A 20,570-nucleotide genomic window follows, 5' to 3' on the forward strand; every position below is an offset into this window, starting at 1 on the left:
CGCACTTACGCCGCGCCCATCGGGTTTTCGTCTCACCGCTTTCGTTGTATGTCGTTCAGTACTTCGCTGTCGCCGTAACGCTGTTGCCAAAAAACCTGCATCGCAATTCGCTTTTGTCGTTGGGCTTCAATCGTTCATCTGACATGGAGAGAAACGCATGTTCTGGGAGAAAAAACTCGCACAGTGGGTAGAAGAAGTGCGCAGCAAGGCCGACTTGCCCGCCCGCCTCGTGCTCTGGAGCGGCCAGCAATACGACTTCGGCCACTTCGCCGCGCCTCGGGTCACGCTCAAGGTCAATAGCGCGTCGGCGCTGCCGCTTCTTCTCACGCCGAGCCTCGACAACCTGGGCGAGGCCTACGTCAAGGGCAAGATCGACATCGAAGGCAAGCTCGCCGACATCATCAACATCAGCTATTCGCTCGCGCGCAACACCGTCACCAGCGCCAGCAAGCTCGCACGCGTGCGCCGCTATTTCACGCACTCGAAGTCCACGGACAAGCAGGCCATCCAGTACCACTACGACGTCTCGAACGAGTTCTACCAGCTCTGGCTCGACGAGAACATGGTCTATTCGTGCGCGTACTTTGAAAACGGCGACGAAGACCTCGCCACCGCCCAGCTCAAGAAAATCGACCATATCCTCACCAAGATCCAGGTGAACGAAGGTCACACGCTGCTCGACATCGGCTGCGGATGGGGTGCGCTCGTGCTGCGCGCGGCGCAGAAGTTCGGCGCGCGCTGCGTGGGCGTAACGCTCTCGCAGAACCAGTTCGATCTCGCGACGGCGCGTGTGAAGGCGGCCGGCCTCGAAGACCGTATCGAGATCCGCCTGCAGGACTATCGCGACATCCAGGGCGAATTCGACCGCATCACGAGCGTGGGCATGTTCGAGCACGTCGGGCGCAAGAATCTGCCGGGCTATTTCCGCAAGGTCCACGACCTGCTCGCCGACGACGGCGTCGCCATGAACCACGGCATCACCTCGTCGGACGCCGAATCCGGCGAAACGGCGTTGGGCGGCGGCGAGTTCATCGACCGCTACGTGTTCCCCGACGGCGAGCTGCCGCACATCGGCCTTGCGCTCCAGGCGGCGCAGCACGGCGGCCTCGAAGCGGTTGACGTGGAAAGCCTGCGCCGTCACTATGCGCACACGCTCGATTTGTGGACGGAGAATTTCGAGGCGCGCGCCGAGGAAGCGAAACAGCTCGTCGACGACGAAAAGTTCCGCATCTGGCGCGTTTATCTGGCGGGTTGCGCGTACGCGTTCGAGCACGACGACGTGTCGATCTTCCAGATCGTCTGCCGCAAGGCCGGCCGCAGCGCGAGCACGCTGCCGTGGTCGCGCCGGTATATGTACGAGAAGCCGCTCTGACGCAGGCGGCGGCGCGGTTTGCCGCGCCGCCGGCATATCGACTGTTCCCGCAGTTGCGCACGGTCCGGGCGGCTTCGCCCCAACGACCGCCATCACGACGCCACAGCGCGACGCCACTGCATGAACGAACGCGACGAAGGCCACGACCTGTTTGGCGACAGCACACGCGGGTCGGCCAACGACCCCAGCCCCAACGCGGCCCAGGCGGGCGCGCATCAGGCCGTCCGCCCGGCTGCGCGCCGCAACACGCCGAAAGCCGAAGCCGCCGCCGAACCGCAGCCTGACTTGTTCGGCTTCGCGGCGCCGGCGAGCGCGCCTGCGACGAAGCCTGCTACCCAGCGCCCTGCCCGCGCCACGCGCGAGAACGACGGCGAAATCGAAGCGCGCGAAGATGGCCTGCCGCGCGAACAACGGCCGAAAAAGCCGACGCCCAACCCCGACGCTCCCAAACGCCGCGGCCGCGGCGTGCTGCCCGCCGTAGCCACGCAAGACACGCTCGACGTCGCCGCCGCGCTGCCTGCGAGCGTGCGCCTTGGCACCTCGTCGTGGTCGTTTCCGGGGTGGCGCGGCATCGTCTATGGAGAGGATTACAGCCAGTCGAAGCTTGCCCGTGACGGCCTCTCGGCCTACGGCGCGCATCCGCTGCTGCGCTCGGTGAGCATCGACCGCTCGTTCTATGCGCCGCTCACCGTCACCGATTACCTGCGCTACGCGCAGCAGGTGCCGGACCACTTCCGCTTCATCGTGAAGGCGCCGGCGCTCGTCACCGACGCCAGCGTGCGCGGCGAGCGTGGCGAACCTGTTTCCGCGAACCCGTGCTTTCTCAACGCGGAACTGGCCGCGCGCGAATTCGTCGAGCCTTGCCTTGCGGGCCTCGGCAGCAAGGCCGGCGCGCTCGTGTTCCAGTTCCCGCCGCTGCCCGATCAGCTGCTGGCCGACCCAGCGGCGTTCGTCGAGAGGCTAACCGCCTTCCTCGCCGCGCTGCCGCCGCTGCCCCGATCGTCCGATCCGGCCGCAGCCGGCGACGGTCCCTACTACGCCATCGAGATCCGCGACGCCATCCTGCTCACGCCGCGCTTCGTACGCACGCTGCGTGCCGCGGGCGTGCGCTACTGCGTAGGCCTGCACGCCCGCATGCCGGACCCGTTGCGCCAGGCCGCCGCGCTCGCGCTGATGGACGGCGAAACCCCGGCCGGCCCGCTGATCGTGCGCTGGAGCCTGCACAGCGGCTTCAGGTACGAGCAGGCGAAGGCGCGCTACGAGCCGTTCGACAAGCTGGTGGACGAAGACCCGCACACGCGCGTCACGCTCGCGGAACTGGCCGCGCGCTACGCGATGGCCGGCCAGCCCGTGCTGATCACGACGAACAACAAGGCGGAGGGATCGGCGCCGCTCACCTGCGCGAAGCTCGCGCGGGCGATTGCGGACGAGATGGAACGCTTGCGCGGGGAATTGGCGCCGCACGCCGCATGTGATGCGACGCCGGACGAAACGCCGCCCGGCGCGCAAACAGAAGAAGAAAAGGAAGACTGAGGCGCGCAACGGCAACGAAACCGCCGCGCGCCACTTGAAGCTTATTCAGCCTTGAGCCGGTGCGCGAACTTCTGGCGGAATTTCGCGACCTTCGGCGCCACCACGAACGAGCAATAGCCCTGGTTCGGGTGCTGCGCGAAGTAGTTCTGGTGATACGCCTCGGCGGGGAAATAGTTGCCGTCGAGCGGCAGCACCTGAGTGACGATCTTGCCGTCGTACACGCCTTCAGCGGCCAGCTCACGGATCGCCTGCTCGGCCGTCTCGCGCTGCGCCTCCGAGTGCGTGAAGATCGCCGAGCGGTACTGCGTGCCCACGTCGTTGCCCTGGCGGTTCAGCTGCGTCGGATCGTGAATCGCGAAGAAGATGTCGAGAATCTCGCGATACGCGATCTTCGCCGGATCGAAGTCCACCTTCACGACCTCGGCGTGGCCGGTGTCGCCGTCGCAGACCTGCTCGTAGCTCGGGTTCGCCACGTGGCCGCCGGCGTAGCCCGATTCCACCGCGCTCACACCCTCCACGCGCAGATACACCGCCTCCAGGCACCAGAAGCATCCGCCGCCCAGGGTGGCCGTTTCGACTGTCTGACTCATGCTGTTCGCTCCTTAGATCGTGACTGCGGACGCCATCGCGGACCTCATTGCGGACACCACTGCCCGGTGCCCCGCGCGACCCGCCATCCGCCGCTTCCGCTAAAATTGTGACAATTCGCCGAATTTCCACATGACGTTGATCCCGATTTCCGCTCCCGCCGCCACGCGCGCGGCCCGTGAAGGCCTGCACCGATGACCCGCCGCGCCAGCCCGCCCAATTTCGACGACGGCGCATTCCGCCGCGCGCTTGGCCAGTTCGCCACCGGCGTGACCGTGATCACGACGCGCGCGCCCGACGGCACGCTCATCGGCATCACGGCCAGCTCGTTCAACTCGGTTTCGCTCAATCCGCCGCTCGTGCTGTGGAGCCTCGCCACGCGCTCGGCATCCATGCCCGTGTTCCGCTCGAACAGCCATTATGTGATCAATGTGCTCGCCGCGTCGCAGCTCGACCTGTGCAAGCGCTTTGCGACGGTGAAGGGCGACCGTTTCGAGGGCGTCTCGCACGCGGCCGGCGACACCGGCATGCCCGTGCTGGACGGCGCGATCGCGTGGTTCGAGTGCCACAACCGCAGCCGCTACGACGAAGGCGACCACGTGATCTTCGTCGGGGAAGTGGAGCGCTGCGGCGTGCGCGAGGACGGCACGGACGCTTCGCCGCTCGTGTTCCACGGCGGCGCGTTCCACCAGCTCCAGTCGCTCTGATACGGCGGGGCGCGCGCCCCGTCTTTCCCGATTACGCCGACGCGCTCTTCGGCTCGCGCTGCGCGATCAGGTCCACCGGCACGCCCACTTCCACCTTGAGCGTCGTGAGCACGATGTTCGAGCGGATGTCCATCACGCCCGGCGCCTTGTACAGCTTGTTGAGCACGAAGTCCGAGTAGTGCTTGAGGTTGTGCGCGAGCACGCGCAGCAGGTAGTGCGTCTCGCCCGTCACCACATACGCCCCCACCACCTCCGGCCAGTCGCGCAGCGCCGTGACGAAGCGCTCGTGCCAGCTCTCCTGGTCGTTGCGCATCGACACCTGCACGAACGCCTCCATCTCGAAGCCGAGAATCTCCCGGTTCAGGCTCGCGCGGTAGCGCTCCACCACACCTTGCTCCTCGAGCAGCCGCAAACGGCGCAGGCACGCCGACGGCGAAAGCGAAATGCGCTCCGCCAGATCGAGATTACTGATCCGCCCCTCGTTCTGCAGCACGGCGAGAATACGGCAATCGGTAGCATCAAGCGAGATTGCGTTCATATTTGGTCTCCATTCCCGTCTTAAGCCAAATTATGTGCCAACAACCGAAGTTTGCGGCGTTTTTTTGCAAGCACATTTCGCGCAGGGTTGCCTATCATTCGAAGCATCAGGAGACGAGACAACTTTGAGATGAGACAGATCAAAGACATTTCCCCGCCGATTCACCCCGAAACGCCCGTCTGGCCCGGCGATACGCCCGTTGGCGTCGAGCGCGTGTGGCGCATGGAGGCGGGCTCGCCGGTCAACGTCGCGCGCGTGACGCTGTCGCCGCACACCGGCGCGCACACCGACGCCCCGCTGCACTACGACGCCCAAGGCGCGCCGATCGGCGAGGTGCCGCTCGACACGTATATCGGCGCGTGCCGCGTCATTCATTGCGTGGGCGCCGCGCCGCTCGTGCTGCCCGAACACGTGGAAGGCGCGTTGCCCGGCATCCCGCCGCGCGTGCTGCTGCGTACCTACGCGCACGCGCCGCAGGACCGCTGGGACAGCAAGTTTTGCGCCGTCGCGCCCGCAACGATCGATGTGCTCGCCGCGCATGGCGTGCGTCTCATCGGCATCGACACGCCTTCGCTCGACCCGCAGGAATCGAAGTCGATGGACGCGCATCATCGCATCCGCGCCCATGGCATGGCGATCCTCGAAGGCGTCGTGCTCGACGACATCGCGCCCGGCGACTACGAACTCATTGCACTGCCGCTGAAGTTCGCGACGCTCGACGCCAGCCCCGTGCGCGCCGTGCTACGCGAACTGCCTTCGGCCGCCGACTGAATCCCTTGAATTAGCCAAACCAAGAAACGTAGACATGAACGACCGCAACGAAGCCCTGGCAGCCGATCGCGCCGATCCGCTCGCCGCCCTGCGCGAGCAATTCACGCTCGCGGCCGGCACCATCTATCTCGACGGCAACTCGCTCGGCGTGCCGCCTTCGGCGTCGGCTGCGCGCGCGCAGGCCGTGATCGGCGGCGAATGGGGCGAAGGCCTGATCCGCAGCTGGAACACGGCGGGCTGGTTCGCCATGCCCAAGCGTCTGGGCAACAAGCTCGCGAAGCTGATCGGCGCGGCCGACGACGAAGTCGTCGTCACCGACACCATCTCCATCAACCTCTTCAAGGCGCTCTCCGCCGCGCTGCGCGTGCAGAACGCCCGCGACCCGAAGCGTCGCGTGATCGTTTCCGAGCGCTCGAACTTTCCGAGCGACCTGTACATCGCGCAAGGCCTCATCGAGCAGCTCGACCGCGGCTATGAACTGCGCCTCGTCGACGATCCGTCCGAGTTGCGTGCCGCGATCCGCGAAGATGTGGCCGTCGCGATGATCACGCACGTGAACTACCGCACGGGGGAGATGCACGACATGCGCGCGCTCACCGAGCATATTCACGCGCAGGGCGCGCTCGCGCTGTGGGATCTCGCGCATTCGGCAGGCGCCGTGCCCGTGGACCTGAACGGCGCGAACGCCGACTACGCGGTGGGCTGCACGTACAAGTACCTGAACGGCGGCCCCGGTTCACCCGGTTTCGTGTGGGTGCCCAAGCGCCATCAGGATGCGTTCTCGCAGCCGCTTTCGGGCTGGTGGGGCCACAAGTCGCCGTTCGAGATGAACCCTGTCTATCGTCCGGACAACGGCATCGGCCGCTATCTGTGCGGCACGCAGCCGATCGTTTCGATGGCGCTCGTCGAGTGCGGTCTCGACGTGTTCCTGCAAACCGACATGCAGGCGATCCGCCGCAAGTCGCTCGCGCTCACCGATCTCTTCATCGAACTGGTCGAGACGCGCTGCAAGGCATACGGCCTCACGCTCGTCACGCCGCGCGCTCACGCGGAGCGCGGCTCGCACGTGAGCTTCGAGCATCCGCACGGCTATGAGGTGATGCAGGCGTTGATCGCGCGCGGCGTGATCGGCGACTATCGCGAGCCACGCGTGCTGCGCTTCGGCTTCACGCCGCTGTATCTGCGTTACGTCGATGTGTGGGACGCCGTGGAAACGCTGCGTGACGTGCTCGCCACCGAGTCCTGGCGCAAGCCCGAATTCGCCGAGCGCGGCGCGGTGACCTGAGGAGCGGCAGATGAACGATCACATGCAAATCCCGGGCATGCCCGACGCGGGTGAAACCACGAGTGAGACCCACAGCGCAGCACGTGGCGGCTGCCCGTTCGGACACGGCGCCGCCGCGCCCGCTTCCGCTGCGCAAGCGCCCGCGGCACAAGGCGAAGGCGAAGGCGAAGGCTGGCACGACGCACAGCTCGACTTCTCGAAGTCGATGAGCTACGGCGACTACCTCGCGCTCGACGCGGTGCTGGGTGCGCAGCATCCGCTCTCGCCCGACCACAACGAGATGCTGTTCATCGTGCAGCATCAGACGAGCGAGCTGTGGATGAAGCTCGCGCTCTACGAGTTGCGCGCGGCGCTCGCCAACGTGCACCGCGACGCGCTGCCGCCCGCGTTCAAGCAACTCGCGCGCGTCTCGCGGATCATGGAGCAGCTCGTGCAGGCGTGGAGCGTTCTCTCGACGCTCACGCCCTCCGAATACACGGCCATGCGGCCGTATCTCGGTGCGTCGTCGGGCTTCCAGTCGTATCAATACCGGCAGATCGAGTTCCTGCTCGGCAACAAGAACGTGCAGATGCTCAAGCCGCACGAGCATCGGGGCGAGATTTTCGAGCAGGTGAAAGCGACGCTCGAAGCACCCTCGTTCTACGACGAAGTGATTCGCCTGCTCGCGCGGCGCGGCTTTGCGATCGCGCCCGAGCGCCTGAACCGCGACTGGACCCTGCCGACCGAACACGACGCGACGGTCGAGGCGGCGTGGCTGGAGGTGTACCGCAATCCTTCGGAGTACTGGGATTTGTACGAGATGGCCGAAGAACTCGTCGATCTCGAAGACGCGTTCCGTCAATGGCGTTTCCGCCACGTGACGACGGTCGAGCGCATCATCGGCTTCAAGCAGGGCACGGGCGGCACGAATGGCGCGCCGTATCTGCGCAAGATGCTCGATGTCGTGCTCTTTCCCGAGCTGTGGCACGTGCGCACGGTGCTGTAACGCCGAACGCGGCGCCGAAAAGCAAAAATGCCCGCCAGTCGATGGCGGGCATTTTTTTGCGCGGCAACGCGCGAGGTTTAGACCACCACGGTCTGTGCTTCGCCTTCCTTGCTTTCGCGCACCACGCCGATCTTCCACACCTGCTCGCCCGCGGCGGCCAGCAGCGAGGCAGCGGCGTCGGCTTGATCCGCCGCCACGACCACGGCCATGCCGATGCCGCAGTTGAACACGCGGTGCATTTCCGCATCGGCCACGCCGCCATGCTTTTGCAGCCACGTGAAGAGCGGCGGCAGCGGCCATGCCGCGTGGTTCAGTTCGGCCGTGAGGCCTTCGCGCAGCACGCGCGGAATGTTCTCGACGAGGCCGCCGCCCGTGATGTGCGCCATGCCCTTGACCGTGATGGTTTCCATCAGCTTGAGCAGCGGCTTCACGTAGATGCGCGTGGGCGCCATCAGCGCGTCGGCGAGCGAGCGGCCGTCGAAGTCGGCGGCGAGGTCCGGCTGCGCGCGCTCGATGATCTTGCGCACGAGCGAGAAGCCGTTGGAGTGGATGCCGCTCGAGGCGAGACCGAGCACCACGTCGCCCGGGGCGATCGTGCTGCCGTCGATGATCTTGCTCTTTTCGACCGCGCCCACCGCGAAGCCGGCGAGATCGTATTCGCCGTCGGGGTACATGCCCGGCATTTCGGCCGTCTCACCGCCGATCAGCGCGCAGCCCGACAGCTCGCAGCCTTGCGCGATGCCCTTCACGACCGTGGCCGCCGTATCGACGTCGAGCTTGCCGCAGGCGAAGTAGTCGAGGAAGAACAGCGGCTCGGCGCCCTGCACGAGGATGTCGTTCACGCTCATCGCGACGAGATCCTGGCCGACCGTGTCGTGTTTGTTCAGATGAAACGCGAGGCGCAGCTTGGTGCCCACGCCGTCGGTGCCCGAGACGAGCACGGGCTCCTTGTACCTCTTCGGTACTTCGAAGAGCGCGCCGAATCCGCCGATGCCGCCCATCACACCCTCGCGCAGGGTCTTCTTCGCAAACGGCTTGATGCGATCGACGAGCGCGTCGCCCGCGACCATGTCGACGCCAGCGTCGGCGTAGGAGAGGCCTTGGTCCTGCGACTGTGCCTGATTAGCGGGGCCGGATTTCGGTTGATTCATGGGGAAGCGCCAGAAGGTCGGTAAAATGCGATTTTAACCGATTGACGGCGCCCCGCCGCCGCGGGTGGAGCGAGATTTGGAACGCGCCTCGCCTGTGCCCCACAACCGGAAACCGAGTTTTGCCGCACAACACACCGTATTACGCACCGTACCAGCGTCGGGCCGTTATCGGGACCGGGATCGCGCTCGCCTTCGGCATCGTGCTGCGGCGGCCGCGGCCCAGTGACCTCCGTGGTTCTCACGAGAGCACGCTTTACTAGAACCGACTCCGTCCAGACACACCGTGCAGCGACAGTTAACGCTCGATCTCGGCACCCCGCCGCCATCGACCTTCGACAACTTCCATATCGGCGCCAACGCCGAGCTGGTCGCGCGCCTGCGCGGTCTGGACGCGGCGCTCATGGCGGGCCCGATCGCCGATCGCACGTTCTATGTCTGGGGCGAGCCCGGCAACGGGCGCAGCCACCTGCTGCACGCACTCGCCGACGAAGCGCCGCCGGGCCATGTGCGGTATCTGGGCCCGCAAAGCGCGCTGGCGGCGTTCACGTTCGATCCGCGCGTGACGATCTATGCGGTGGACGACTGCGATTCGCTCTCGGGCGCGCAGCAGATCGCGCTCTTCAACCTGTTCAACGAGGTGCGCTCTTACCCCGCCTGCGCGCTCGTGGCGACGGGCAACGCGCCGCCCATGGGTCTCGCCGTGCGCGAGGACCTGCGCACGCGCCTCGGCTGGGGCCTCGTGTTCCACCTTGCGCCGCTCTCCGACGAAGGCAAGGCGGCCATCCTCAAGCTCGCGGCGCGCGAGCGCGGCATTGCGCTCGCCGACGACGTGCCCGCCTACCTGCTCACGCATTTCCGGCGCGACATGCCGAGCCTGATGGGCTTGCTCGACGCGCTCGACCGCTTTTCACTCGAACAGAAGCGCGCGGTCACGCTGCCGCTGTTGCGCGCGATGCTCGCGAAGGGCGTGGGCGATCTGGTGAGCGTCGCGAGCGCATTGCCGACGGACGAAGAATTGTCCGCTGAAGAGCCGGCAGAAACGGACGACGCGAGTGACGCGCGCGAAGATGAGCCCAGCGGCAACGCGATGGCCCCCACGCCATCCGCAGAAGGCGAGGAGCCGTCGCTCTTCCCCAGCGAGCCGGAAGCCCCCGCCGCCGGGCCCGACGACGCCCAGCCCTACGAGGCGCCGAAACCGCCGGCGTTGCAGGCGCGCCCGCCAACGCCCGTGCCCTTCGACAAGCCGACCGACAACGTCGAAGGCGAATTGGGGGCCAAATATCGTCATGTCGTCCACAAGGAACTGGGCACTGAACTCAAGGGCGAAGTCGATGCCGACGTGAGCAACGAGATGACCGGCGAGTTGCGCGGCGACCTCGATCCGCCCGCCGGCACCGCTGCACCCGAGACAAACCCGGGCGAGACGCCGGGACAGCCACCGTCGACGCCCGATACGTCGGAGACGTCGGAGACGTCGCGATCGCAAGAGAACAAGGCGCCCGCCCAGAACGACGCGCCTGCAGGCCCCGAATCCCCCGCGGACCCCGCCGCGCCGACGCCGCCCGCCGGCGGCGGCAACGGCGTCTCCCGCTTCAAGTAAAATGAGCGCCCATGGCTAACCTTGCACTTTTTGATCTCGATCACACCCTGATCCCCACCGACAGCGACCACGAATGGGGCCGCTTCATGGTGAAGCTCGGCATTGTCGACGGCGAGCGCTTTGCGGAGCAAAACGACCGCTTCTACGCCGACTACAAGGCCGGCAAGCTCGACATCCACGCTTACCTCGTCGCCATGCTCACGCCGCTCGCGAAATATTCGCGCGCGCAGTTGAAGGAATGGCACGACCAGTACATGCACGAGGTGATCAAGCCGACCATCCTGCCAAGCGCAGTCGAGCTCGTGAAAAAGCACAAGGAAGCGGGCGACCTCTGCTGCGTGGTCACGGCCACCAACGAATTCATCACGGCGCCCATCGCCGAGGTGTTCGGCGTGGACAAGCTGATCGCGTGCGAAGTCGAAACCGTGGACGGCCATCCGGCCTCGGCCTTCACCGGCCGCCCGACGGGCACGCCGAGCTACCGCGAAGGCAAGATCGTGCGCGTCGAGCAATGGCTCGCCTCGCTCGGCAAGCGCTTTTCGGACTTCGAGCACAGCTACTTCTATAGCGACTCGCACAACGACATTCCGCTGCTCGAAAACGTCACCGACCCGATCGCCACCAACCCCGACGACACCCTGCGCGCTCACGCGCAACAAGCGGGCTGGCGCATTCTCGATTTGTTCCAAGCCCAGTGATCAAGAAACTCATCCGCAAGCTGTTCGGCCAGGACGACGCCGAAGCGGCGCAAGACACCGAAGCCCCCGCCGCAGATCCGGACACGGCCTCGCATGAAGGCGCAACCGCGCTCGCCGGCAGCACCCGCGCGCGCCGCAAGCCGGCCAGCGCGCAGAAGACTTCGAAGCCGCGCGCCGGCGAGGGCGCGCCCGATCCGGCCACGCCCGTCATCCTTTCCGCCGACGTCCACGGCATCAATCCCGCGCTCATCTCGCGCAACGCCGTGCGCGTGACCGAAGGTCTGCAGCAGGCGGGCTTCCGCGCGTTCATCGTGGGCGGCGCGGTGCGCGATCTGCTGCTCGGCGTGGCGCCCAAGGACTTCGACGTCGCCACCGACGCCACGCCCGACCAGGTGCAGAAGCTGTTCCGCCGCGCGCGCATCATCGGCCGGCGCTTCCAGATCGTGCACGTGCAGTTCGGCCAGGAGATCATCGAGGTCTCGACGTTCCGCGCGCTCGTGGATGCGCCGCCTGCGGACGCCGAAGCGCCCGCTCCGGCGCCCGCAAAGCGCATGCGCCGCGACGAGCTCGACCGCAAGACGCACCACGTCGATGCGAGCGGCCGCGTGCTGCGCGACAACGTCTGGGGCGAGCAGCACGAAGACGCCACGCGCCGCGACTTCACGATCAACGCGATGTACTACGATCCGGCCACGCAAACCGTGCTGGATTACCACAACGGCATGGCCGACATGCGCGCGCGCCTGCTGCGCATGATCGGCGACCCGGCCACGCGTTATCGCGAAGATCCGGTGCGCATGCTGCGCGTAGTGCGTTTCGCGGCGAAGCTCGGCTTCGAGATCGAGGAGCACACGCGCGACCCCATCGTGAAGCTCGCAGACCTCATCAACAACGTACCGGCCGCGCGTCTTTTCGACGAAATGCTCAAGCTGCTGCTCTCGGGCCACGCGCTCGAGTGCCTCAAGTGGTTGCGCAAGGAAGGGCTGCATCACGGCCTGCTGCCACTGCTCGACGTGGTGCTCGAACAGCCGCAAGGCGAGCGCTTCATCACGCTCGCGCTGTCGAACACCGACGCGCGCGTACGTGCAGGCAAGCCGGTCTCGCCGGGCTTCCTGTTCGCCACGCTGCTGTGGCACGACGTGCAGCAACGTTGGCAGCAATACACGGCCGAAGGCGAATTGCCCGTGCCGGCGCTGCATCGCGCGATGGACGACGTCATCGACGCGCAAACGGAAAAACTGGCGATTCACCGTCGTTTTTCGTCGGATATGCGCGAGATCTGGGGCCTGCAGCTGCGCCTCGAAAAACGTGGGCGCGGCGCGATCAAGCTGCTGGAACACCAAAGATTTAGAGCGGGGTATGATTTCCTCCTGCTGCGCTGCGAATCGGGCGAGCTGGACGCCGAAGTCGGCCAATGGTGGACGGACTTCATTTCCGGCGACAACGCCGAGCGCGAGACGCTTCTCGCGCAGGGCGGCAAGGAGCGCTCGCCGCGCAAACGCCGCCGCCGCGGCGGCGCGAAGAGCCGCAGAACGGGCGAAGGTGCTGTATCGGAAGCCGGCGCTGCCGGTGATGTGCATGAAGCCAGCAGTGCGGACTATGACGGCCACGCCGGTCCGCACGAGGACTGACGCCGTGCGGCGTCGCGGCTTGCCGCGGCGCACATGCGTCGAACCGCAACAAAAGTCGCAGGAAGTGAAGCCATGACGGTTGCCTGGCTGGGAATTGGCGCGAATCTGGGGGATGCGCGCCAAACCCTCAAAGACGCGGTGGTGTGCCTTGCACAACAGCACACCCTCACCGTCGTCGCCAAATCGAGTCTGTACCGCACCGCGCCCATCGACGCGGGCGGCGACGACTATTACAACTGCGTCGTGAAGATCGAGACGAGTCTCGACGTTCACGCGCTGCTCGGCCTGTGCCAGCGCGTCGAACATCATTTCGGCCGGGAGCGCCCCTTTCGCAACGCGCCCCGCACGCTCGACATCGATATCCTGCTTTACGGCGACGCCACCATCGACGAAACCGACCTCGTCGTGCCGCATCCGCGCATGACGGGCCGCGCATTCGCGCTCGTGCCGCTCGTCGAGGTCGATCCCGAACTCGTGATTCCGGGCCAGGGGCCCGCCAGCGCGTTCCTCGCCGCCGTGGCCGCCCAGCGCATCGAGAAGGTCAAGCCGTTGTGCCAGTGCATGGGTGTGGCGCCAGCACCGGACACGCCGCCCTCCGGCTCCGGCAACTGCCGATGAGCACGACACCCCTGCCCGTCGTCAGCGCGCGCGCCACGCGACCGGCCGCGCTCCAGTACATCGTGATCGAAGGGCCGATCGGCGCGGGCAAGACGACGCTCGCGACGCGTCTGGCCGAACGCTGGTCGATGCAGACGCTGTTCGAATCGAACGCCGAGAATCCGTTTCTCGAGCGCGTGTATCGCGATACCGCGCCCTCGTCGCATGCACTCGCGGCGCAGTTGCATATCGCCTTGCAGCGCGAGCAACTTTCGCGCGACGTCGCCGCGCGCCGCGAAGCGGGCGTGCCGCTCGTGACGAATTTCCTTGCCGAACGCAACGATCTGTTCGCACGTCTCACACTCGCCGAAGACGAACTGCCGCTCTACCGCGCGCTCGCCTCGCGTCTGACCTCATCGGCGCCCACGCCCGACCTCGTCGTCTATCTGCAGGCGAGCCCCGAGGCGCTGTACGCGCGCATCCAGAAGCGGGCATTGCCGCGCGAGCTGGCTATTTCGAGTGCGTTCCTGCGGGCGCTCTGCGACAGCTACAACGATTTTTTCTATCATTACGATCATGCGCCGGTGCTCACCGTCGGCGCGGAGCATCTGGATCTGCCAGGTTCCGATGCGGACCTCGCGCTCGTCGCCGAACGTATCGAGACGATGCGCGGCCGCAAGGAATCCTTCGTCAAGGGCACGTCGCTATAACCGCCTCATCGGCGCGATCGCGCGGCGCAGCCCCCCCCCCGTTTTCCCTTTCCCAACGGATTTCCCATGACTTACCTGCAGGAAACGAGCCGCAGCGCGGTCACCGTGCCCAAACTCCAGGCCATGCGCGATGCAGGCGAACGCATCGCGATGCTGACGTGCTATGACGCGAGCTTCTCGGCGCTGTGCGAGCGCGCGGGCGTCGATACGGTGCTGATCGGCGACTCGCTCGGCAACGTGCTCCAGGGGCACACCACGACGCTGCCCGTCACCATCGACGACATCGCCTATCACACGGCCTGCGTGGCGCGCGCGCAGACCAAGGCGCTGATCATCGCCGATCTGCCGTTCGGCACCTTCGGCACGCCCGAAGACGCGTTTGCGAACTCGGTGAAGCTCATGCGCGCCGGCGCGCAGATGGTGAAGATCGAGGGCGGCGAATGGCTCGCGCCCACGGTGAAGATGCTGGTGGAGCGCGCCGTGCCCGTGTGCGCGCACATCGGCCTCACGCCGCAATCGGTGCATGCGTTCGGTGGCTTCAAGGTGCAGGGCAAGAGCGATGCGGCCGCGACGCAGATGATTCGCGACGCGCTGGCGCTGCAGGATGCCGGCGCGCAGCTCGTGGTGATCGAAGCCGTGCCCGCGGCGCTCGGCGCGGAAGTGACGAAGCAGTTGCGCATTCCGACCATCGGCATCGGCGCGGGCGTGGACTGCTCGGGCCAGGTGCTCGTGCTGCACGACATGCTCGGCATTTTCCCCGGCAAGCGGCCGCGCTTCGTGAAGGACTTCATGACGGGCCAGCCCGATATCGAATCGGCCGTGCGCGCGTATGTGCAGGCCGTGAAGGAGGGCACGTTCCCGGGGCCCGAGCACGTGTTCTGATTGGGCAGCTTCGCTTCGCAGAATCAACAAAGCGCGCTCCGTTGGGAGCGCGCTTTGTTTTTGTGGTGCGCCGGTGGTGCGCTACGCGAGCTTCATCGAATCAAGCGCGCCGGCACCGCGCCGCGCAGCGCGTTCGTGAGCATCAAGGCCTCGGCGTCGAGCACATCGTCGCGCGTGAGCACGCGCTCCTGTGCGCCGAATGCATCGTCGTCGAGCAGCACGCCGCGCATCACGCCCGGCAGCACGCCCGAGGCGAGCGGTGGCGTGAACCACTTGCCGTCGCGCTTCACGAACACGTTCGAGCGGCCGCCTTCGGTCAGTTCGCCGCGCTCGTTGAAGAACAGCATGTCGAAGCCGCCCTGTGCTTCGGCCTCGCGCCACGCACGATCGAATTCTGCACGGCGCGTGGTCTTGCGCAGCAACAGCGCGTCGGCGGATTCGACCGGCGCAAAGCCGTAGTCCGATGCCAGCAGCACGCCTACGGTGTCTTGCGCGAGCGGCGCAAGCGGTGCGCTGGTAATCGTCGCTGCCCCGCTCTTGCCGAGCGCGAGACGCAAACGGTGTGGCGCGTTTTGGTCAGCAAATTTGGCCAAGGTTTCGTCGATGCGCGCTCGCAACGCTTGAACGTCGCACGGGAAGCCGAGCCACGCCGCGCTCGCAGCGAGCCGCGTGAGATGGCGCTCCACGTGCCGCACGCCACCAGCGCGCGTCGCGTACATCGTTTCGAAGCATTCGATACCCGGATCGGCATCGGTCAGAAAACGGGCTTTCAAGCGGCACTCCTCGTATTCGTCGGCGGCCACGCTGTCGAGCACAATGCCCGCGCCGACGCCCATTTCGCCGCGCCGAGTGGCGCCCGTGCCCCCGGACGGCGCGTCGAGCGTCAACGTGCGGATCACGACCGAAAGGCAAAAGTCGCCGCAAACCTCGCCTGCCGAGGGCGCCTCGAGCCAGCCTATCGTGCCTGTGTAAAGCCCGCGCGGCGCATGCTCGAGCGCTTCGATCAGCTCCATCGTCCGGTGCTTGGGCGCACCCGTGATCGAGCCGCACGGGAAAAGCGCGCGCATGACGCCGGCGAATGTCGTACCTTCGCGCAGCGTCGCTTCCACGGTCGAAGTCATCTGCCAGACGGACGCGTAGGGCTCGACACTGAAGAGCGCCGGGACGCGCACCGAGCCGGTTTGCGCGACGCGCGAGAGGTCGTTGCGCAGCAGGTCGACGATCATCACGTTCTCGGCGCGGTTCTTGGGGTCGTTCGCGAGAAAACGCGCGGCGGCGGCGTCCTGCTCCGCATCGGCGCTGCGCGCGGCCGTGCCCTTCATCGGTTTCGCGCGCAACGTTTGGCCGCGCTTCTCCACGAACAGCTCCGGCGAGCACGAGAGCACCCAGCGGTCGCCCGGCAACGCGATCAGCGCGCCGTAACGCACGCGCTGACGCTCGCGCAAGCGCCTGTAAAGCGCGAGCGGCGAACCGTACGCCTCGAAGCCGAGCCGGTAGGTGTAGTTGATCTGATACGAGTCGCCCGTGCGCAAGGCATCCTGCACGGCGGCGATGTCATGCTCGAAGCGCTCGCGATCGACACCGATCGTCACGCCCGCCACGCCTGCAGGCGCAGACGCTTCAGCGCCCTCTTGCGCCGCGAGCCAAGCATCGGCTTCCTCGCGCGAGAGCGTTTTGCAGCGTTCGAACAATAAAAAACGCAGCGCGGCGTGGCCGTGCTGCGTTTCGTCGGATGAGGTCGTGTCGCGCCTGGCGAATTCGAGCGTGCGTCCAAACTCGTAGTCGCCGATCACGAGGGCGTGAAGTCCCTTGCCCAGTTCGGCATTCGCCTGCGCGCACACCGCGTCGAGATCCGCCGCGCGTTGGCACGCAAGCTCGCGCACGAACCCCGTATAGAGGCGGCTCGAGCGGCTCACCGCCGTCGAGTCGCCATCGTCGAGCAGCGCGAAAGTCGCGCCGCCAGGATTGACTGCCATTGCTGATCACTACCTGCTGCTTACCTGCTGCATGGTGACGCCGGAAAAGCGCGTCAGTCGAAGAAGCTCTTCACGCGGTCGAACCAGCTCTTGCTTTGCGGGCTGTGGCGCGAACCGCCTTCCACGAGTGACTTCTCGAACTGCTGCAGCATCTCGCGCTGGTGTTCGGTGAGCTTGACCGGCGTTTCCACCTGAACATGCACATACAGATCGCCGGCGATGCTCGAACGCAGACCCTTGATGCCCTTGCCACGCAGACGGAAAGTCTTGCCCGACTGCGTGCCTTCGGGCACCGTGAACGAGGCGCGGCCCGCCAGCGTCGGCACTTCGATCTCGCCGCCCAGCGCCGCCGTGGTGAACGGAATCGGCATCTGGCAGTGCAGGTCGTCGCCGTCGCGCTCGAACACCGCGTGCTGCTTGATGTGGATCTCGACATACAGATCGCCCGACGGCCCGCCGTTGATGCCAGGCTCGCCGTTGCCGGCCGAACGGATGCGCATGCCGTCGTCGATGCCCGCCGGAATCTTCACTTCGAGCGTCTTGGTTTCCTTGACCTTGCCTGCGCCGTGGCAGTTCGTGCAGGGTTCAGGAATGTACGAGCCCGTGCCGTGGCACTTAGGGCAAGTCTGCTGGATGCTGAAGAAGCCTTGCGACATGCGCACCGAACCCGAACCATGGCAGGTCGGGCAGGTTTCGGGCTTCGTGCCGGGCTTCGCGCCCGAGCCGTGACAGACTTCACAGCCGGTCCAGCCCGGCACGCGGATCTGCGTCTCGTAGCCGTGCGCCGCCTGCTCCAGCGAGATTTCCATGCTGTAGCGCAGGTCCGCGCCACGATACACCTGCGGGCCGCTGCGCTGGCCACCGCGGCCGCCGCCAGCGGCCTGGCCGAAGATATCGCCGAAGATGTCGCCGAAAGCGTCCGCGAACCCGCCGAAGCCCTGCGCGCCCGCGCCGCCCATGTTGGGATCGACGCCGGCGTGGCCGTACTGGTCGTAAGCCGCGCGCTTTTGCGAGTCCGACAGCATTTCGTAGGCCTCTTTGGCCTCCTTGAAATGCTCTTCCGCATCCTTGTTGTCCGGATTGCGGTCGGGGTGATACTTCATCGCGAGCTTGCGATACGCCTTCTTGATTTCGTCGTCGCTCGCGTTCTTCGCGACGCCCAGAACCTCGTAGTAATCCCGTTTCGCCATATCGGTTCAACGCCGGCCTCGCGCTTCACGGCGCGCGCCGGCTCCTCTTGAATGCTGGATCTCGTGACCCGTTTGCCGTTCCCCTGAACATCCGCACAGGCGCTTCTCACGCCGCGGCGGCCCCTGAAAGAGAACGGCCTCCATAAAACAAATGTGCCCGGAGAGCCGGATGGCTCGCCAGGCGCTGCAATGCTGACACGCATCGTAACCGATGCGGCCGCTTTCGTAGTCGCTTTCATCGGATCACGACCGTTCGCTGATCAGGCAGAACGGTCATGACCGCCACGAACCGGCTTAGTCCTTCTTGACTTCCTTGAACTCGGCGTCGACCACGTCGTCGGCGTCGTTCTGCGCACCCTGCTCGGCCGCACCGGCACCTGCGGCACCCGCGCCGGCGGCACCGGCCGCGCCTGCCTGCTGCGCCTGCATGTCGGCGTACATCTTCTCGCCGAGCTTCTGCGACGCTGCCGACAGCGCCTCCACCTTCGCCTCGATCGTCGCCTTGTCGGCCGACGAGCTCTTCAGCGTTTCTTCGAGGTCCTTCAGCGCGGCTTCGATCGTTTCCTTTTCGCTGGCTTCGATCTTGTCGCCGTACTCGGCCACGGCCTTCTTCGTGCTGTGAACCAGCGCGTCGCCCTGGTTGCGCGCGTCGGCAATCTCGCGCAGACGGTGATCTTCTTCCGCGTTCGCTTCGGCGTCCTTCACCATCTTCTCGATTTCGGCTTCCGACAGACCCGAGTTCGCCTTGATGGTGATCTTGTTTTCCTTGCCGGTGGCCTTGTCCTTCGCGCCCACGTGCAGAATGCCGTTCGCGTCGATGTCGAAGGTCACTTCGATCTGCGGCACGCCGCGCGGTGCGGGCGGAATGCCTTCGAGGTTGAACTCGCCGAGCAGCTTGTTGCCCGCTGCCATTTCGCGCTCGCCCTGGAACACCTTGATCGTCACGGCCGACTGGCTGTCGTCCGCCGTCGAGTAGACCTGTGCGTGCTTGGTCGGGATCGTGGTGTTCTTGTTGATCATCTTCGTCATCACGCCGCCGAGCGTCTCGATACCGAGCGACAGCGGGGTCACGTCGAGAAGCAGCACGTCCTTGCGGTCGCCCGAGAGCACCTGGCCCTGGATCGCGGCGCCAACGGCCACGGCTTCGTCCGGGTTCACGTCACGGCGCGGGTCCTTGCCGAAGAACTCCTTCACCTTCTCCTGCACCTTCGGCATACGCGTCTGGCCGCCGACGAGAATCACGTCGTCGATGTCGCCGACTTTCACGCCTGCGTCCTTGATCGCCATGCGGCACGGCTCGATGGTGCGCTCGATCAGTTCCTCGACCAGCGCTTCCAGCTTGGCGCGCGTGAACTTGAGGTTCAAGTGCTTCGGACCCGACGCGTCTGCCGTGATGTACGGCAGGTTGATGTCGGTCTGCTGGCCCGACGACAGTTCGATCTTGGCCTTTTCAGCGGCTTCCTTCAGGCGTTGCAGCGCGAGCACGTCCTTCGAGAGGTCGACGCCCTGCTCTTTCTTGAACTCGCCGATGATGTAATCGATGATGCGCTGGTCGAAGTCTTCACCGCCGAGGAACGTGTCGCCGTTGGTCGAGAGCACTTCGAACTGCATTTCGCCGTCGACATCCGCGATTTCGATGATCGAGATATCGAACGTGCCGCCGCCCAGGTCGAACACGGCGATCTTGCGGTCGCCCTTTTCGGCCTTGTCCAGACCGAACGCGAGTGCGGCTGCCGTCGGCTCGTTGATGATGCGCTTGACTTCCAGGCCGGCGATGCGGCCGGCGTCCTTGGTGGCCTGACGCTGGCTGTCGTTGAAGTACGCGGGAACCGTGATCACGGCTTCGGTGACCGGCTCGCCGAGGTAGTCTTCAGCGGTCTTCTTCATCTTGCGCAGCACTTCAGCCGAAACCTGCGACGGCGCGAGCTTCGCGCCATGCGCTTCGACCCAGGCGTCGCCGTTGTCGTGCTTGACGATCTTGTAGGGCATCAGGCCGATGTCCTTCTGCACTTCCTTCTCTTCGAAGCGGCGGCCGATCAGGCGCTTGACTGCGTACAGCGTGTTCTTCGGGTTCGTGACCGACTGGCGCTTGGCCGGTGCGCCGACCAGCACTTCGTTGTCGTCCATGTAGGCGATGATCGAAGGCGTCGTACGGGCGCCTTCCGAGTTCTCGATCACCTTGACCTGATTGCCTTCCATCAGCGCCACGCACGAGTTGGTGGTGCCGAGGTCAATACCAATGATTTTGCCCATTTTTGTCAAATCTCCAGAATTTGGTCGCTGTGCGGACGCCGCTTTCGCGCTGCGCAGGTAACTACATGCTCGAGCCGCGTTTTCCCTTGTGCGCGGCTGGCGT

Annotated in this window: 17 protein-coding genes and 1 pseudogene; 12 read left to right on the forward strand and 6 right to left on the reverse strand. The window is 65.9% G+C overall.

Features of this window, described 5'->3' with window-relative positions; all coding sequences use genetic code 11:
• The first annotated feature begins 157 nt into the window (after positions 1-157).
• Both BFD71_RS29120 and BFD71_RS29125 read left to right on the forward strand, forming a co-directional pair.
• Positions 158-1,372, forward strand: coding sequence for an SAM-dependent methyltransferase (locus tag BFD71_RS29120; protein WP_069267769.1), 1,215 nt, complete (start codon positions 158-160; stop codon positions 1,370-1,372).
• Between the two features lie 120 nt (positions 1,373-1,492).
• Positions 1,493-2,905, forward strand: a complete 1,413-nt coding sequence (locus BFD71_RS29125) for a DUF72 domain-containing protein (RefSeq protein WP_083245530.1) — start codon at positions 1,493-1,495, stop codon at positions 2,903-2,905.
• Between the two features lie 41 nt (positions 2,906-2,946).
• On the opposite strand, the gene msrA is transcribed toward BFD71_RS29125, so the two are convergent.
• Positions 2,947-3,495, reverse strand: coding sequence for a peptide-methionine (S)-S-oxide reductase MsrA (gene msrA, locus BFD71_RS29130; RefSeq protein ID WP_069267770.1), 549 nt, complete (start codon positions 3,493-3,495; stop codon positions 2,947-2,949).
• Positions 3,496-3,687: 192 nt separating this feature from the next.
• Here msrA and BFD71_RS29135 point away from each other — a divergent pair, with 192 nt between their 5' ends.
• Complete coding sequence (locus BFD71_RS29135) at positions 3,688-4,200, forward strand: flavin reductase family protein (RefSeq protein ID WP_069267771.1); 513 nt, start codon at positions 3,688-3,690, stop codon at positions 4,198-4,200.
• Positions 4,201-4,231: 31 nt separating this feature from the next.
• Here the strand turns inward: BFD71_RS29135 and BFD71_RS29140 are convergent, their stop codons facing one another.
• Positions 4,232-4,738, reverse strand: coding sequence for an Lrp/AsnC family transcriptional regulator (locus BFD71_RS29140; RefSeq protein WP_069267772.1), 507 nt, complete (start codon positions 4,736-4,738; stop codon positions 4,232-4,234).
• Positions 4,739-4,867: 129 nt separating this feature from the next.
• Between BFD71_RS29140 and kynB the strand changes: the two genes are divergently transcribed.
• The 3 genes from kynB to kynA are packed head-to-tail and all read left to right on the forward strand — an operon-like array spanning position 4,868 to position 7,779.
• Positions 4,868-5,509: an arylformamidase gene (gene kynB, locus BFD71_RS29145; RefSeq protein ID WP_069267773.1), complete on the forward strand. Its 642-nt coding sequence runs from the start codon at positions 4,868-4,870 to the stop codon at positions 5,507-5,509.
• Between the two features lie 34 nt (positions 5,510-5,543).
• The gene (gene kynU, locus BFD71_RS29150; RefSeq protein WP_069267774.1) at positions 5,544-6,794 is read left to right on the forward strand and encodes a kynureninase; all 1,251 of its coding nucleotides are present in this window, start codon (positions 5,544-5,546) and stop codon (positions 6,792-6,794) included.
• A 10-nt stretch (positions 6,795-6,804) separates the two neighbouring features.
• Complete coding sequence (gene kynA / locus BFD71_RS29155; RefSeq protein ID WP_069267775.1) at positions 6,805-7,779, forward strand: tryptophan 2,3-dioxygenase; 975 nt, start codon at positions 6,805-6,807, stop codon at positions 7,777-7,779.
• A gap of 77 nt (positions 7,780-7,856) precedes the next feature.
• Here kynA and purM read toward each other — a convergent pair whose 3' ends face one another.
• Entirely contained in the window at positions 7,857-8,930 is a 1,074-nt protein-coding gene (purM, locus tag BFD71_RS29160) for a phosphoribosylformylglycinamidine cyclo-ligase (protein WP_069267776.1), read from the reverse strand.
• A 283-nt stretch (positions 8,931-9,213) separates the two neighbouring features.
• On the opposite strand from purM, the pseudogene hda reads away from it, so the two are divergent.
• The 6 genes and pseudogenes from hda to panB all read left to right on the forward strand — a co-directional run.
• A pseudogene (gene hda, locus BFD71_RS29165) lies at positions 9,214-9,915 on the forward strand (DnaA regulatory inactivator Hda); the annotation flags it as partial.
• Positions 9,916-10,541: 626 nt separating this feature from the next.
• On the forward strand, positions 10,542-11,228 hold the full coding sequence (locus tag BFD71_RS29170; RefSeq protein WP_069267777.1) for an HAD family hydrolase: 687 nt from the start codon (positions 10,542-10,544) through the stop codon (positions 11,226-11,228).
• Positions 11,225-12,859: a polynucleotide adenylyltransferase PcnB gene (gene pcnB / locus BFD71_RS29175; protein ID WP_069267778.1), complete on the forward strand. Its 1,635-nt coding sequence runs from the start codon at positions 11,225-11,227 to the stop codon at positions 12,857-12,859. The genes BFD71_RS29170 and pcnB overlap by 4 nt, the downstream gene beginning before the upstream one ends.
• A 72-nt stretch (positions 12,860-12,931) precedes the next feature.
• Positions 12,932-13,477 carry a 2-amino-4-hydroxy-6-hydroxymethyldihydropteridine diphosphokinase gene (folK, locus tag BFD71_RS29180; RefSeq protein ID WP_069267779.1) on the forward strand — a complete coding sequence of 182 codons (546 nt, stop codon included), beginning with the start codon at positions 12,932-12,934 and terminating at the stop codon, positions 13,475-13,477.
• A complete protein-coding gene (locus BFD71_RS29185) occupies positions 13,474-14,166 on the forward strand; it encodes a deoxynucleoside kinase (RefSeq protein ID WP_069267780.1) in 693 nt (230 codons plus the stop codon). The genes folK and BFD71_RS29185 overlap by 4 nt, the downstream gene beginning before the upstream one ends.
• A 66-nt stretch (positions 14,167-14,232) precedes the next feature.
• Entirely contained in the window at positions 14,233-15,048 is an 816-nt protein-coding gene (gene panB / locus BFD71_RS29190; RefSeq protein WP_069267781.1) for a 3-methyl-2-oxobutanoate hydroxymethyltransferase, read from the forward strand.
• A gap of 92 nt (positions 15,049-15,140) precedes the next feature.
• Here panB and pabB read toward each other — a convergent pair whose 3' ends face one another.
• The 3 genes from pabB to dnaK form a co-directional block, all read right to left on the reverse strand.
• Entirely contained in the window at positions 15,141-17,024 is a 1,884-nt protein-coding gene (pabB, locus tag BFD71_RS29195) for an aminodeoxychorismate synthase component I (RefSeq protein ID WP_069267782.1), read from the reverse strand.
• Positions 17,025-17,077: 53 nt separating this feature from the next.
• The gene (gene dnaJ, locus BFD71_RS29200) at positions 17,078-18,214 is read right to left on the reverse strand and encodes a molecular chaperone DnaJ (protein ID WP_069267783.1); all 1,137 of its coding nucleotides are present in this window, start codon (positions 18,212-18,214) and stop codon (positions 17,078-17,080) included.
• 294 nt (positions 18,215-18,508) lie between these two features.
• Positions 18,509-20,467 carry a molecular chaperone DnaK gene (gene dnaK, locus BFD71_RS29205; RefSeq protein ID WP_069267784.1) on the reverse strand — a complete coding sequence of 653 codons (1,959 nt, stop codon included), beginning with the start codon at positions 20,465-20,467 and terminating at the stop codon, positions 18,509-18,511.
• Between the last annotated feature and the right edge of the window lie 103 nt (positions 20,468-20,570).

The sequence above is a fragment of the Paraburkholderia nodosa genome, from assembly GCF_001718195.1.
GTDB lineage: Bacteria > Pseudomonadota > Gammaproteobacteria > Burkholderiales > Burkholderiaceae > Paraburkholderia > Paraburkholderia nodosa_A.